The organism is Bacillus sp. FSL R5-0603, from assembly GCF_038050295.1.
Classification (GTDB): domain Bacteria; phylum Bacillota; class Bacilli; order Bacillales; family Bacillaceae; genus Bacillus; species Bacillus subtilis.
On sequence record NZ_JBBOYP010000001.1, the window covers coordinates 83,731 to 97,079 of the forward strand.

A 13,349-nucleotide genomic window follows, 5' to 3' on the forward strand; every position below is an offset into this window, starting at 1 on the left:
GAGCGGAGAAATGATTTTAATGATTGATAACTACGATTCATTCACGTACAACTTGGTACAGTATTTGGGCGAGCTTGGGGAAGAGCTGGTTGTGAAACGCAATGACAGCATCACAATCGAAGAAATTGAAGAACTGTCTCCGGACTTTCTGATGATATCTCCCGGACCGTGCAGCCCTGATGAGGCGGGAATCAGCCTCGAAGCAATTAAACATTTCGCAGGGAAAATTCCTATTTTCGGTGTATGTCTCGGACATCAGTCCATCGCACAAGTGTTCGGTGGTGACGTTGTTAGGGCAGAGCGGCTTATGCACGGGAAAACCTCGGATATCGAGCATGACGGCAAAACCATTTTTGAAGGGTTGAAAAACCCCCTTGTTGCGACGCGGTACCATTCGCTGATCGTAAAACCTGAGACGCTGCCAAGCTGTTTTACAGTAACAGCACAAACGAAAGAAGGAGAAATCATGGCTATTCGCCACAATGACCTCCCGATAGAGGGCGTGCAATTTCACCCAGAGTCTATTATGACCTCCTTTGGGAAAGAAATGCTCAGAAATTTTATTGAGACATATCGCAAGGAAGTTTTTGCGTGATGATATATGTGAACGGCCGGTATATGGAGGAGAAAGATGCAGTTCTTTCTCCTTTTGACCATGGGTTTTTATATGGGATCGGTGTTTTCGAAACCTTCAGGCTCTACGAAGGCTGCCCGTTTTTGCTTGATTGGCATATAGAAAGGCTTGAAGGCGCACTTAAGGATCTGCAAATCGAATATACTGTTTCAAAGCATGAGATCCTTGAGATGCTGGACAAGCTGCTTAAGCTAAATGATATCAAGGATGGCAATGCCCGCGTCAGACTGAACATATCAGCGGGAATCAGCGATAAAGGCTTTGTCGCCCAGACGTACGATAAGCCGACCGTTTTATGCTTTGTGAATCAGCTGAAACCAGAAAGTCTTCCTTTGCAAAAAGAAGGGAAGGTTTTATCGATACGGAGAAACACTCCTGAGGGATCGTTCCGGTTAAAATCTCATCATTATCTAAATAATATGTATGCGAAACGGGAAATTGGAAATGATCCGCGTGTCGAGGGAATTTTCTTAACGGAGGATGGAGCTGTTGCAGAGGGTATCATATCTAATGTCTTTTGGAGAAAAGGTCGTTGTATCTATACGCCATCGCTTGATACCGGTATTCTGGACGGCGTCACGAGACGTTTTATCATTGAAAATGCAAAGAACATCGGCCTGGAGCTCAAAACGGGCCGATATGAGCTAGAAGCTCTCTTGACAGCTGACGAAGCGTGGATGACGAACTCGGTTCTTGAAATCATCCCGTTTACTAAAATAGAAGAAGTAAACTATGGAAGCCAAAGCGGAGAAGCAACCTCCGCTCTTCAATTGTTATACAAAAAAGAAATAAAGAACATGATTCATGAAAAGGGAGGAAGAGCATGGCGCAGCACACAATAGATCAAACACAAGTAATCCACACTAAGCCCCGCGCTTTATCATATAAAGAGAAGACGCTGGTGATGGGAATTTTAAACGTAACGCCTGACTCTTTCTCGGACGGTGGAAAATATGACAGCTTGGACAAGGCGCTGCTGCACGCAAAAGAGATGATCGATGATGGTGCCCATATCATTGATATCGGAGGGGAATCGACAAGGCCTGGCGCTGAGTGCGTATCTGAGGATGAGGAGATGTCCAGAGTCATTCCGGTGATTGAGCGGATTACGAAAGAGCTTGGTGTTCCTATTTCTGTAGACACGTACAAGGCTTCTGTCGCAGATGAAGCAGTGAAAGCCGGCGCATCCATTATCAATGATATTTGGGGAGCCAAACATGATCCGGAGATGGCTTCCATTGCAGCTGAACATAATGTTCCAATTGTTCTCATGCATAACCGACCTGAAAGAAACTACAATGACTTATTGCCGGATATGCTGTCGGACTTAATGGAGAGTGTAAAAATTGCTGTTGAGGCCGGAGTAGAGGAGAAGAACATTATTCTTGATCCCGGTATCGGCTTCGCGAAAACCTATCACGATAACTTGGCAGTGATGAACAAACTGGAGATTTTCAGCGGGTTGGGATATCCGGTTCTTCTGGCAACCTCCCGAAAAAGATTCATCGGACGTGTTCTGGATCTTCCGCCTGAGGAGCGGGCTGAGGGCACAGGCGCGACTGTGTGTCTCGGCATTCAAAAAGGCTGTGACATTGTCAGGGTCCATGATGTAAAGCAAATTGCCAGAATGGCGAAAATGATGGACGCGATGCTGAATAAGGGAGGGGTGCACCATGGATAAAGTTTATGTAGAAGGTATGGAGTTTTACGGATATCACGGTGTGTTCAAGGAAGAAAACAAACTTGGCCAGCGGTTTAAAGTCGATTTAACCGCTGAGCTGGATTTAAGCAAAGCCGGACAAACAGACGACCTTGAGCAAACGATCAACTATGCTGAGCTCTATCACGTATGTAAGGATATCGTGGAAGGGGCGCCTGTGAAATTGGTGGAAACACTGGCAGAACGTATTACTGACGCTGTTCTCAAAAAATTTCAGCCGGTTCAGCAATGTACGGTGAAAGTGATTAAGCCAGACCCGCCAATTCCCGGACACTATAAATCAGTAGCAATTGAAATCACGAGAAAAAAGTCATGAACAACATAGCTTATATTGCACTTGGATCTAATATTGGAGATAGAGAAACGTATTTAAGGCAAGCAGTGGCTTTACTGCATCAGCATGCTGCGGTGACAGTTACTAAAGTGTCGTCTATTTACGAAACTGACCCGGTCGGATACGAAGATCAAGCTCAATTTTTGAATATGGCTGTTGAAATCAAGACATCACTGAACCCTTTTGAACTACTTGAACTGACGCAGCAGATAGAAAATGAATTAGGCAGAACAAGGGAAGTAAGATGGGGGCCGCGGACGGCAGACCTTGACATTTTGTTATTTAATCGTGAAAATATTGAAACAGAGCAACTAATTGTTCCGCATCCGAGAATGTATGAGCGTTTGTTTGTCCTTGCGCCGCTTGCGGAAATTTGCCAGCAGGTTGAAAAAGAGGCTACAAGCGCCGAAACAGACCAAGAAGGTGTAAGAGTATGGAAGCAGAAATCTGGGGTAGACGAATTCGTGCATTCAGAAAGCTGAAAGGTTATACTCAAGAAGGATTTGCAAAAGCATTAGGTATATCAGTTTCTATTCTCGGCGAAATTGAACGCGGAAACCGATTGCCGTCAGCTGCCATCATTCAAGATGCAGCAGATGTTTTAAATATAAGTGCGGACGAATTGGCGCCGCCAGAAAAATAGAACAAATGAAAGGAGGAGAAAAATTGTTCAAAATCGGAGATATTCAATTGAAAAACCGGGTTGTGCTCGCACCTATGGCTGGTGTCTGCAACTCTGCGTTCAGATTGACTGTAAAGGAATTCGGAGCCGGATTGGTATGCGCTGAAATGGTCAGTGACAAAGCGATCCTTTACAACAATGCAAGAACAATGGGTATGCTTTATATCGATGAACGTGAGAAACCACTCAGCCTTCAAATTTTCGGAGGAAAAAAGGAAACCCTTGTGGAAGCGGCGAAGTTTGTAGACCAGAACACAACTGCTGATATCATTGATATTAACATGGGATGTCCCGTGCCGAAGATTACAAAATGCGATGCGGGTGCGAAATGGCTTCTCGACCCTGATAAGATTTACGAAATGGTTTCTGCAGTAGTGGATGCTGTTAATAAACCAGTTACAGTGAAAATGAGAATGGGCTGGGATGAAGACCACATTTTCGCAGTGAAAAATGCACAGGCTGTAGAACGTGCGGGCGGTAAAGCAGTGGCGCTTCACGGCCGTACGAGAGTGCAGATGTACGAAGGAACGGCAAACTGGGATATCATCAAAGAAGTAAAACAATCAGTATCGATTCCGGTTATCGGAAACGGCGATGTTAAGACACCGCAGGATGCTAAGCGTATGCTCGATGAGACAGGAGTAGACGGGGTCATGATCGGACGCGCTGCATTGGGCAACCCGTGGATGATTTACCGTACGGTTCAGTATCTTGAAACAGGTGAATTAAAAGAAGAGCCGCAAGTACGCGAAAAAATGGCCGTATGCAAACTGCATCTTGACCGCCTGATTGACTTAAAAGGTGAAAACGTAGCGGTAAGAGAAATGAGAAAGCATGCTGCATGGTATCTGAAAGGCGTGAAAGGCAATGCGAACGTTCGTAATGAAATCAATCATTGCGAGACGAGAGAAGAGTTTGTACAGCTTTTAGATGCATTTACGGTTGAAGTTGAGGCAAAAGAGCTTCAAAATGCAAAAGTAGGATAATACTCACCTCTATTTGCTGCTCACTGCTAGTTTTACGCTGGCAGTTTTTCTGCTTTTTTCATGAAACAATATCTGTAATGGAGTGATAACAATGAGTCAAGAAGAGCATAACCATGAAGAATTGAATGATCAGCTGCAAGTCCGACGCGATAAAATGAATCAGCTGAGAGATAACGGCATCGATCCATTCGGCGCACGTTTTGAAAGAACTCATCAGTCTCAAGAAGTTATTTCGGCATATCAAGATCTAACCAAAGAAGAGTTAGAAGAAAAAGCGATTGAAGTTACAATCGCAGGCCGCATGATGACAAAACGCGGCAAAGGAAAAGCCGGATTTGCCCATCTTCAGGATTTAGAAGGCCAAATCCAAATCTACGTAAGAAAAGACAGTGTCGGTGACGACCAATATGAAATCTTCAAGTCTTCTGACCTCGGTGATCTTATCGGCGTAACCGGAAAAGTCTTCAAAACAAATGTAGGCGAATTGTCTGTTAAAGCAACTTCCTTTGAATTGCTGACAAAAGCGCTTCGTCCGCTTCCTGACAAATACCATGGTTTAAAAGACGTTGAGCAGCGCTACCGTCAGCGCTACCTGGATCTTATCGTAAACCCAGACAGCAAACATACGTTCATTACACGAAGCAAGATCATTCAAGCTATGAGAAGATACCTTGATGATCATGGATACTTAGAAGTAGAAACACCTACAATGCACAGCATTCCTGGGGGAGCTTCTGCACGTCCGTTTATCACTCACCACAACGCGTTAGACATTCCACTCTATATGCGTATTGCTATCGAACTGCACCTAAAACGTCTAATTGTCGGCGGTTTAGAAAAAGTATATGAAATCGGCCGTGTTTTCCGTAACGAAGGTGTCTCTACACGCCATAACCCTGAATTTACAATGATTGAGTTATATGAAGCATATGCGGATTATAAAGATATCATGAGCTTAACTGAAAACCTTGTCGCTCATATCGCCCAAGAAGTGCTTGGCACAACTACGATTCAATACGGGGAAGAGCAAATTGACCTTAAACCGGAGTGGAAAAGAATCCATATGGTTGACGCAGTCAAGGAAGCGACCGGCGTTGATTTCTGGGAAGAGGTTACTGTTGAGCAGGCGCGTGAATATGCAAAAGAACATGGTGTAGAAATTAAAGATTCTATGACAGTAGGGCATATCATCAACGAATTCTTCGAACAAAAAATTGAAGAAACGCTTATTCAGCCAACGTTTATTTACGGGCATCCTGTAGAAATTTCTCCTCTTGCTAAGAAAAACCCTGAGGACCCGCGTTTTACAGACCGTTTTGAGCTGTTTATCGTTGGCCGTGAACATGCCAACGCGTTTACAGAGCTGAATGATCCTATTGATCAAAGAGAACGCTTTGAAGCGCAATTAAAAGAGCGTGAAGCCGGTAATGATGAAGCTCATTTAATGGATGAAGACTTTGTTGAAGCTCTGGAATACGGTATGCCGCCAACAGGAGGTTTAGGCATCGGTATCGACCGTCTGGTTATGCTGCTGACGAATGCCCCTTCTATTCGCGATGTGCTGTTATTCCCGCAAATGAGACAACGCTAATAAAAAAGAGCGGTATCCTCCATAGGGAAAGGATGCCGCTCTTTTTAAATTCCTTAGTATTTCTTCAAAAAAACTATTGCACTATTATTTACTAGGTGGTATATTATTATTCGTTGCCGCTAAACAAGGCGATAACGAAAAAAAGAACTTCAAAAAAAGTTATTGACTTCACTGAGTCAACGAGTTATAATAATAAAGTCGCTTGAACGAAGTGAACAAAATGATCTTTGAAAACTAAACAAGACAAAACGTACCTGTTAATTCATTTTTTATAAATCGCACAGCGATGTGCGTAGTCAGTCAAACTACTTTGTCGGAGAGTTTGATCCTGGCTCAGGACGAACGCTGGCGGCGTGCCTAATACATGCAAGTCGAGCGGACAGATGGGGGCTTGCTCCCTGATGTTAGCGGCGGACGGGTGAGTAACACGTGGGTAACCTGCCTGTAAGACTGGGATAACTCCGGGAAACCGGGGCTAATACCGGATGGTTGTTTGAACCGCATGGTTCAAACATAAAAGGTGGCTTCGGCTACCACTTACAGATGGACCCGCGGCGCATTAGCTAGTTGGTGAGGTAACGGCTCACCAAGGCAACGATGCGTAGCCGACCTGAGAGGGTGATCGGCCACACTGGGACTGAGACACGGCCCAGACTCCTACGGGAGGCAGCAGTAGGGAATCTTCCGCAATGGACGAAAGTCTGACGGAGCAACGCCGCGTGAGTGATGAAGGTTTTCGGATCGTAAAGCTCTGTTGTTAGGGAAGAACAAGTACCGTTCGAATAGGGCGGTACCTTGACGGTACCTAACCAGAAAGCCACGGCTAACTACGTGCCAGCAGCCGCGGTAATACGTAGGTGGCAAGCGTTGTCCGGAATTATTGGGCGTAAAGGGCTCGCAGGCGGTTTCTTAAGTCTGATGTGAAAGCCCCCGGCTCAACCGGGGAGGGTCATTGGAAACTGGGGAACTTGAGTGCAGAAGAGGAGAGTGGAATTCCACGTGTAGCGGTGAAATGCGTAGAGATGTGGAGGAACACCAGTGGCGAAGGCGACTCTCTGGTCTGTAACTGACGCTGAGGAGCGAAAGCGTGGGGAGCGAACAGGATTAGATACCCTGGTAGTCCACGCCGTAAACGATGAGTGCTAAGTGTTAGGGGGTTTCCGCCCCTTAGTGCTGCAGCTAACGCATTAAGCACTCCGCCTGGGGAGTACGGTCGCAAGACTGAAACTCAAAGGAATTGACGGGGGCCCGCACAAGCGGTGGAGCATGTGGTTTAATTCGAAGCAACGCGAAGAACCTTACCAGGTCTTGACATCCTCTGACAATCCTAGAGATAGGACGTCCCCTTCGGGGGCAGAGTGACAGGTGGTGCATGGTTGTCGTCAGCTCGTGTCGTGAGATGTTGGGTTAAGTCCCGCAACGAGCGCAACCCTTGATCTTAGTTGCCAGCATTCAGTTGGGCACTCTAAGGTGACTGCCGGTGACAAACCGGAGGAAGGTGGGGATGACGTCAAATCATCATGCCCCTTATGACCTGGGCTACACACGTGCTACAATGGACAGAACAAAGGGCAGCGAAACCGCGAGGTTAAGCCAATCCCACAAATCTGTTCTCAGTTCGGATCGCAGTCTGCAACTCGACTGCGTGAAGCTGGAATCGCTAGTAATCGCGGATCAGCATGCCGCGGTGAATACGTTCCCGGGCCTTGTACACACCGCCCGTCACACCACGAGAGTTTGTAACACCCGAAGTCGGTGAGGTAACCTTTTAGGAGCCAGCCGCCGAAGGTGGGACAGATGATTGGGGTGAAGTCGTAACAAGGTAGCCGTATCGGAAGGTGCGGCTGGATCACCTCCTTTCTAAGGATATTATACGGAATATAAGACCTTGGGTCTTATAAACAGAACGTTCCCTGTCTTGTTTAGTTTTGAAGGATCATTCCTTCGAAACGTGTTCTTTGAAAACTAGATAACAGTAGACATCACATTCAATTAGTAATACAAGATATCACATAGTGATTCTTTTTAACGGTTAAGTTAGAAAGGGCGCACGGTGGATGCCTTGGCACTAGGAGCCGATGAAGGACGGGACGAACACCGATATGCTTCGGGGAGCTGTAAGCAAGCTTTGATCCGGAGATTTCCGAATGGGGAAACCCACCACTCGTAATGGAGTGGTATCCATATCTGAATTCATAGGATATGAGAAGGCAGACCCGGGGAACTGAAACATCTAAGTACCCGGAGGAAGAGAAAGCAAATGCGATTCCCTGAGTAGCGGCGAGCGAAACGGGATTAGCCCAAACCAAGAGGCTTGCCTCTTGGGGTTGTAGGACACTCTGTACGGAGTTACAAAGGAACGAGGTAGATGAAGAGGTCTGGAAAGGCCCGCCATAGGAGGTAACAGCCCTGTAGTCAAAACTTCGTTCTCTCCTGAGTGGATCCTGAGTACGGCGGAACACGTGAAATTCCGTCGGAATCCGGGAGGACCATCTCCCAAGGCTAAATACTCCCTAGTGACCGATAGTGAACCAGTACCGTGAGGGAAAGGTGAAAAGCACCCCGGAAGGGGAGTGAAAGAGATCCTGAAACCGTGTGCCTACAAGTAGTCAGAGCCCGTTAACGGGTGATGGCGTGCCTTTTGTAGAATGAACCGGCGAGTTACGATCCCGTGCAAGGTTAAGCAGAAGATGCGGAGCCGCAGCGAAAGCGAGTCTGAATAGGGCGCATGAGTACGTGGTCGTAGACCCGAAACCAGGTGATCTACCCATGTCCAGGGTGAAGTTCAGGTAACACTGAATGGAGGCCCGAACCCACGCACGTTGAAAAGTGCGGGGATGAGGTGTGGGTAGGGGTGAAATGCCAATCGAACCTGGAGATAGCTGGTTCTCTCCGAAATAGCTTTAGGGCTAGCCTCAAGGTAAGAGTCTTGGAGGTAGAGCACTGATTGGACTAGGGGCCCCTACCGGGTTACCGAATTCAGTCAAACTCCGAATGCCAATGACTTATCCTTGGGAGTCAGACTGCGAGTGATAAGATCCGTAGTCGAAAGGGAAACAGCCCAGACCGCCAGCTAAGGTCCCAAAGTATACGTTAAGTGGAAAAGGATGTGGAGTTGCTTAGACAACCAGGATGTTGGCTTAGAAGCAGCCACCATTTAAAGAGTGCGTAATAGCTCACTGGTCGAGTGACTCTGCGCCGAAAATGTACCGGGGCTAAACGTATCACCGAAGCTGCGGACTGTTCTTCGAACAGTGGTAGGAGAGCGTTCTAAGGGCTGTGAAGCCAGACCGGAAGGACTGGTGGAGCGCTTAGAAGTGAGAATGCCGGTATGAGTAGCGAAAGAGGGGTGAGAATCCCCTCCACCGAATGCCTAAGGTTTCCTGAGGAAGGCTCGTCCGCTCAGGGTTAGTCGGGACCTAAGCCGAGGCCGAAAGGCGTAGGCGATGGACAACAGGTTGATATTCCTGTACCACCTCCTCACCATTTGAGCAATGGGGGGACGCAGGAGGATAGGGTAAGCGCGGTATTGGATATCCGCGTCCAAGCAGTTAGGCTGGGAAATAGGCAAATCCGTTTCCCATAAGGCTGAGCTGTGATGGCGAGCGAAATATAGTAGCGAAGTTCCTGATTCCACACTGCCAAGAAAAGCCTCTAGCGAGGTGAGAGGTGCCCGTACCGCAAACCGACACAGGTAGGCGAGGAGAGAATCCTAAGGTGATCGAGAGAACTCTCGTTAAGGAACTCGGCAAAATGACCCCGTAACTTCGGGAGAAGGGGTGCTCTGTTAGGGTGCAAGCCCGAGAGAGCCGCAGTGAATAGGCCCAGGCGACTGTTTAGCAAAAACACAGGTCTCTGCGAAGCCGTAAGGCGAAGTATAGGGGCTGACGCCTGCCCGGTGCTGGAAGGTTAAGAGGAGCGCTTAGCGTAAGCGAAGGTGCGAATTGAAGCCCCAGTAAACGGCGGCCGTAACTATAACGGTCCTAAGGTAGCGAAATTCCTTGTCGGGTAAGTTCCGACCCGCACGAAAGGCGCAACGATCTGGGCACTGTCTCAACGAGAGACTCGGTGAAATTATAGTACCTGTGAAGATGCAGGTTACCCGCGACAGGACGGAAAGACCCCGTGGAGCTTTACTGCAGCCTGATATTGAATGTTGGTACAGCTTGTACAGGATAGGTAGGAGCCTTGGAAACCGGAGCGCCAGCTTCGGTGGAGGCATCGGTGGGATACTACCCTGGCTGTATTGACCTTCTAACCCGCCGCCCTTATCGGGCGGGGAGACAGTGTCAGGTGGGCAGTTTGACTGGGGCGGTCGCCTCCTAAAAGGTAACGGAGGCGCCCAAAGGTTCCCTCAGAATGGTTGGAAATCATTCGCAGAGTGTAAAGGCACAAGGGAGCTTGACTGCGAGACCTACAAGTCGAGCAGGGACGAAAGTCGGGCTTAGTGATCCGGTGGTTCCGCATGGAAGGGCCATCGCTCAACGGATAAAAGCTACCCCGGGGATAACAGGCTTATCTCCCCCAAGAGTCCACATCGACGGGGAGGTTTGGCACCTCGATGTCGGCTCATCGCATCCTGGGGCTGTAGTCGGTCCCAAGGGTTGGGCTGTTCGCCCATTAAAGCGGTACGCGAGCTGGGTTCAGAACGTCGTGAGACAGTTCGGTCCCTATCCGTCGCGGGCGCAGGAAATTTGAGAGGAGCTGTCCTTAGTACGAGAGGACCGGGATGGACGCACCGCTGGTGTACCAGTTGTTCTGCCAAGGGCATCGCTGGGTAGCTATGTGCGGACGGGATAAGTGCTGAAAGCATCTAAGCATGAAGCCCCCCTCAAGATGAGATTTCCCATTCCGCAAGGAAGTAAGATCCCTGAAAGATGATCAGGTTGATAGGTCTGAGGTGGAAGTGTGGCGACACATGGAGCTGACAGATACTAATCGATCGAGGACTTAACCACATTTTGCATGATGTCACACCTGTTATCTAGTTTTGAGAGAACACTCTCAATTTGTTTGGTGGCGATAGCGAAGAGGTCACACCCGTTCCCATACCGAACACGGAAGTTAAGCTCTTCAGCGCCGATGGTAGTCGGGGGTTTCCCCCTGTGAGAGTAGGACGCCGCCAAGCAAGCTTAAACCCAGCTCATTGAGCTGGGTTTTTTATTTTATATCTGTGCCGATTTGCTTTCATCAGTATCCATTTTATCAAGCTTCTGCTTTTTAAGTTTTCTAATACTTTCAATCTCAATACAATCCCCAGCATGATCAACATGAGAGTCATAAATAATCAAAATGCAGGTTGTACGGGAGACTCATCCAGACTCCATCCGACTGCAATTGGCAGGATAGAGCCGCCAATCCATTGGCAGCGAGCAGCATGCCTGTCGTTTGTTCTGTTTTTCCATGATAAAATTGATTGGTGATAATTAAGATAATGGCGAACATGCCGGCCATAAATAAGTCCTAAGCCTGCAAAAGCTGTTTTATTGATTGCCAAAATACAGAGTTAAATGAGGCCGCTCATATTTATCAGCCTGAGATAATGATGATAGGTTATTTTTTCGGAAACAGGCTCGGGTTGCCAAATGAGAGAAAAGATATTACTGTCATTAAAACGATTCTTGGTTTCATCCGGATATGATAAAATGTCTCAGACTATATTTGAGCCATTTTTTTCTTCAGCATTCATCTTGCGTAATTGATAAAAATTTATTATGATACTCTTTGTATGACAACTCCTTGCCTCAATACAATATACTCAACGTTTCCCCGTACTCCCCGGTCGTTTTTCTTTTCATTTTCTCCCGTAAAATAAAAAAAGCTCCCAATACAATAGATATGGTGCGGATTTATTTTTTACTAAAAAGGAGTCGTTATATTTGAATAATAGTTTTACATTAAAACAGCAATGGTTCGGGAATATCCGAAAAGACATTCTTGCTGGCATTTTAGTTGCGTTAGCGTTAATACCTGAAGCGATTGGCTTTTCTATTATAGCGGGTGTGGATCCGATGGTCGGTCTTTATGCGTCATTTTGTATAGCCATTATTATTTCTATTTTTGGCGGCAGACCTGGCATGATTTCAGCTGCGACAGGCTCAATGGCAGTCGTTATGGTGTCGCTGGTTGCTGATCATGGGCTTCAGTATTTATTTGCGGCTACGATTTTGACAGGCATTATTCAGGTGATTTTAGGTATCAGTAAAATTGCAAGATTAATGAAATTCATCCCGCGTTCTGTGATGATCGGGTTTGTGAATGCGCTGGCGATCCTTATCTTCTCTGCGCAGCTTCCCCAGTTTGAAGGTGCTTCTTGGAGCATGTATGCGATGCTTGCCGGGTCGTTGGTTATTATTTATGTGCTGCCAAGGTTTACGACTGCTGTTCCGTCTCCGCTTGTGGCGATTATTGTGATGACGATTATTGCGGTCACTTTTCATGTGGATGTGCGGACGGTTGGTGATATGGGCAATATTTCTAGTTCGTTGCCTCATTTCTTAATCCCTGATGTTCCGTTTACCTTTGAAACACTGCAAATTATTTTTCCTTATTCAATTGCTTTAGCGTTTGTCGGGTTGCTTGAATCTTTGCTGACAGCGCAGATTATTGATGAAATGACGGATACGGACAGTGATAAAAATAAAGAGAGCCGCGGACAGGGAATTGCGAATATCGTGACTGGATTCTTTGGCGGAATGGCAGGCTGCGCTATGATCGGACAATCTGTCATTAATACAAAAGCGGGCGGTCGCGGACGTTTGTCAGCATTTGTTGCCGGTGCTTTTCTGATGTTTTTAATTGCGGTGTTAAGTCATGTCGTGGTGAAAATCCCAATGGCGGCGTTAGTGGCTGTAATGGTTATGGTGTCTGTCGGCACATTTGATTGGTCTTCTTTAAAAGGTCTCAAAAAAGCGCCGCTCACGGACTCGATTGTCATGGTTGTGACTGTGGTTACGGTTGTTGTAACAGATGACTTATCTAAGGGTGTATTTGTCGGTGTTCTTTTAAGTGCCGTGTTCTTTGTGGCAAAAATCTCGAAGCTGAAAATCGTTTCTCATGCAGAGGATCAAAAGCTTAGAACGTATCAAGTGAAGGGGCAAATCTTTTTTGCGTCAGTGACGGATCTTGCAAATGCGTTTATATATCAAGAGGATATTGAGCGGGTTGTGATTGACTTAACTGAAGCTCACGTATGGGACGATTCTGGTGCGGCCGCACTTGATAAGATTGTTGCGAAGTTTAAGGAACAAGGCATTGAAGCTGAGTTAAAAGGTTTGAATAAAGCGAGTAAATCTCTAATGAAACAGATGGCATAAAATAGAGAAGCCCAGATTAATGAGATCTGGGCTTTTTTATATAACATACACTTAAGCAGCATTGATATAATAGAGAGAAGAGAAAT

Annotated in this window: 9 protein-coding genes, 3 rRNA genes and 1 pseudogene; 12 read left to right on the forward strand and 1 reads right to left on the reverse strand. The window is 46.8% G+C overall.

Going from position 1 to position 13,349, the window contains the following annotated elements; all coding sequences use genetic code 11:
- Positions 1 to 10: 10 nt before the first annotated feature.
- From pabA to rrf, 11 genes are all read left to right on the forward strand, one after another.
- Positions 11 to 595 carry an aminodeoxychorismate/anthranilate synthase component II gene (gene pabA, locus NYE56_RS00445; RefSeq protein ID WP_341283303.1) on the forward strand — a complete coding sequence of 195 codons (585 nt, stop codon included), beginning with the start codon at positions 11 to 13 and terminating at the stop codon, positions 593 to 595.
- Positions 595 to 1,476 carry an aminodeoxychorismate lyase gene (gene pabC / locus NYE56_RS00450; protein WP_341284368.1) on the forward strand — a complete coding sequence of 294 codons (882 nt, stop codon included), beginning with the start codon at positions 595 to 597 and terminating at the stop codon, positions 1,474 to 1,476. Before pabA ends, pabC begins: the two co-directional genes overlap by 1 nt.
- Entirely contained in the window at positions 1,458 to 2,315 is an 858-nt protein-coding gene (gene folP / locus NYE56_RS00455) for a dihydropteroate synthase (RefSeq protein ID WP_341283304.1), read from the forward strand. Before pabC ends, folP begins: the two co-directional genes overlap by 19 nt.
- The gene (gene folB, locus NYE56_RS00460) at positions 2,308 to 2,670 is read left to right on the forward strand and encodes a dihydroneopterin aldolase (RefSeq protein ID WP_335451701.1); all 363 of its coding nucleotides are present in this window, start codon (positions 2,308 to 2,310) and stop codon (positions 2,668 to 2,670) included. Before folP ends, folB begins: the two co-directional genes overlap by 8 nt.
- Positions 2,667 to 3,170, forward strand: coding sequence for a 2-amino-4-hydroxy-6-hydroxymethyldihydropteridine diphosphokinase (folK, locus tag NYE56_RS00465; protein WP_003242690.1), 504 nt, complete (start codon positions 2,667 to 2,669; stop codon positions 3,168 to 3,170). The genes folB and folK overlap by 4 nt, the downstream gene beginning before the upstream one ends.
- Entirely contained in the window at positions 3,122 to 3,331 is a 210-nt protein-coding gene (locus NYE56_RS00470; protein WP_003226678.1) for a helix-turn-helix domain-containing protein, read from the forward strand. The genes folK and NYE56_RS00470 overlap by 49 nt, the downstream gene beginning before the upstream one ends.
- Positions 3,332 to 3,354: 23 nt before the next feature.
- Positions 3,355 to 4,356 carry a tRNA dihydrouridine synthase DusB gene (gene dusB, locus NYE56_RS00475; protein WP_014475588.1) on the forward strand — a complete coding sequence of 334 codons (1,002 nt, stop codon included), beginning with the start codon at positions 3,355 to 3,357 and terminating at the stop codon, positions 4,354 to 4,356.
- A 91-nt stretch (positions 4,357 to 4,447) separates the two neighbouring features.
- Positions 4,448 to 5,947 carry a lysine--tRNA ligase gene (gene lysS / locus NYE56_RS00480; RefSeq protein WP_003226674.1) on the forward strand — a complete coding sequence of 500 codons (1,500 nt, stop codon included), beginning with the start codon at positions 4,448 to 4,450 and terminating at the stop codon, positions 5,945 to 5,947.
- Positions 5,948 to 6,257: 310 nt separating this feature from the next.
- A 16S ribosomal RNA gene (locus NYE56_RS00485) occupies positions 6,258 to 7,807 on the forward strand.
- 170 nt (positions 7,808 to 7,977) lie between these two features.
- Positions 7,978 to 10,905, forward strand: a 23S ribosomal RNA gene (locus NYE56_RS00490).
- Positions 10,906 to 10,959: 54 nt separating this feature from the next.
- Positions 10,960 to 11,075: ribosomal RNA gene (rrf, locus tag NYE56_RS00495) — 5S ribosomal RNA — on the forward strand.
- Together the 16S, 23S and 5S rRNA genes form the textbook arrangement of a ribosomal RNA operon.
- A 15-nt stretch (positions 11,076 to 11,090) precedes the next feature.
- On the opposite strand, the pseudogene NYE56_RS00500 reads toward rrf, so the two are convergent.
- A pseudogene (locus NYE56_RS00500) lies at positions 11,091 to 11,519 on the reverse strand (hypothetical protein); the annotation flags it as partial.
- A 307-nt stretch (positions 11,520 to 11,826) separates the two neighbouring features.
- Between NYE56_RS00500 and NYE56_RS00505 the strand changes: the two are divergent.
- A complete protein-coding gene (locus tag NYE56_RS00505; protein WP_080528835.1) occupies positions 11,827 to 13,263 on the forward strand; it encodes a SulP family inorganic anion transporter in 1,437 nt (478 codons plus the stop codon).
- Positions 13,264 to 13,349 lie beyond the last annotated feature (86 nt).

What these genes read in the sequence shown, in the direction of transcription:
- folK (WP_003242690.1), top strand. Translation starts at nt 2,667, where the DNA reads ATGAACAACATAGCTTATATTGCACTTGGATCTAATATTGGAGATAGA.
- lysS (WP_003226674.1), top strand. Translation starts at nt 4,448, where the DNA reads ATGAGTCAAGAAGAGCATAACCATGAAGAATTGAATGATCAGCTGCAA.
- NYE56_RS00470 (WP_003226678.1), top strand. Translation starts at nt 3,122, where the DNA reads ATGGAAGCAGAAATCTGGGGTAGACGAATTCGTGCATTCAGAAAGCTG.
- pabC (WP_341284368.1), top strand. Translation starts at nt 595, where the DNA reads ATGATATATGTGAACGGCCGGTATATGGAGGAGAAAGATGCAGTTCTT.
- folP (WP_341283304.1), top strand. Translation starts at nt 1,458, where the DNA reads ATGGCGCAGCACACAATAGATCAAACACAAGTAATCCACACTAAGCCC.
- folB (WP_335451701.1), top strand. Translation starts at nt 2,308, where the DNA reads ATGGATAAAGTTTATGTAGAAGGTATGGAGTTTTACGGATATCACGGT.
- pabA (WP_341283303.1), top strand. Translation starts at nt 11, where the DNA reads ATGATTTTAATGATTGATAACTACGATTCATTCACGTACAACTTGGTA.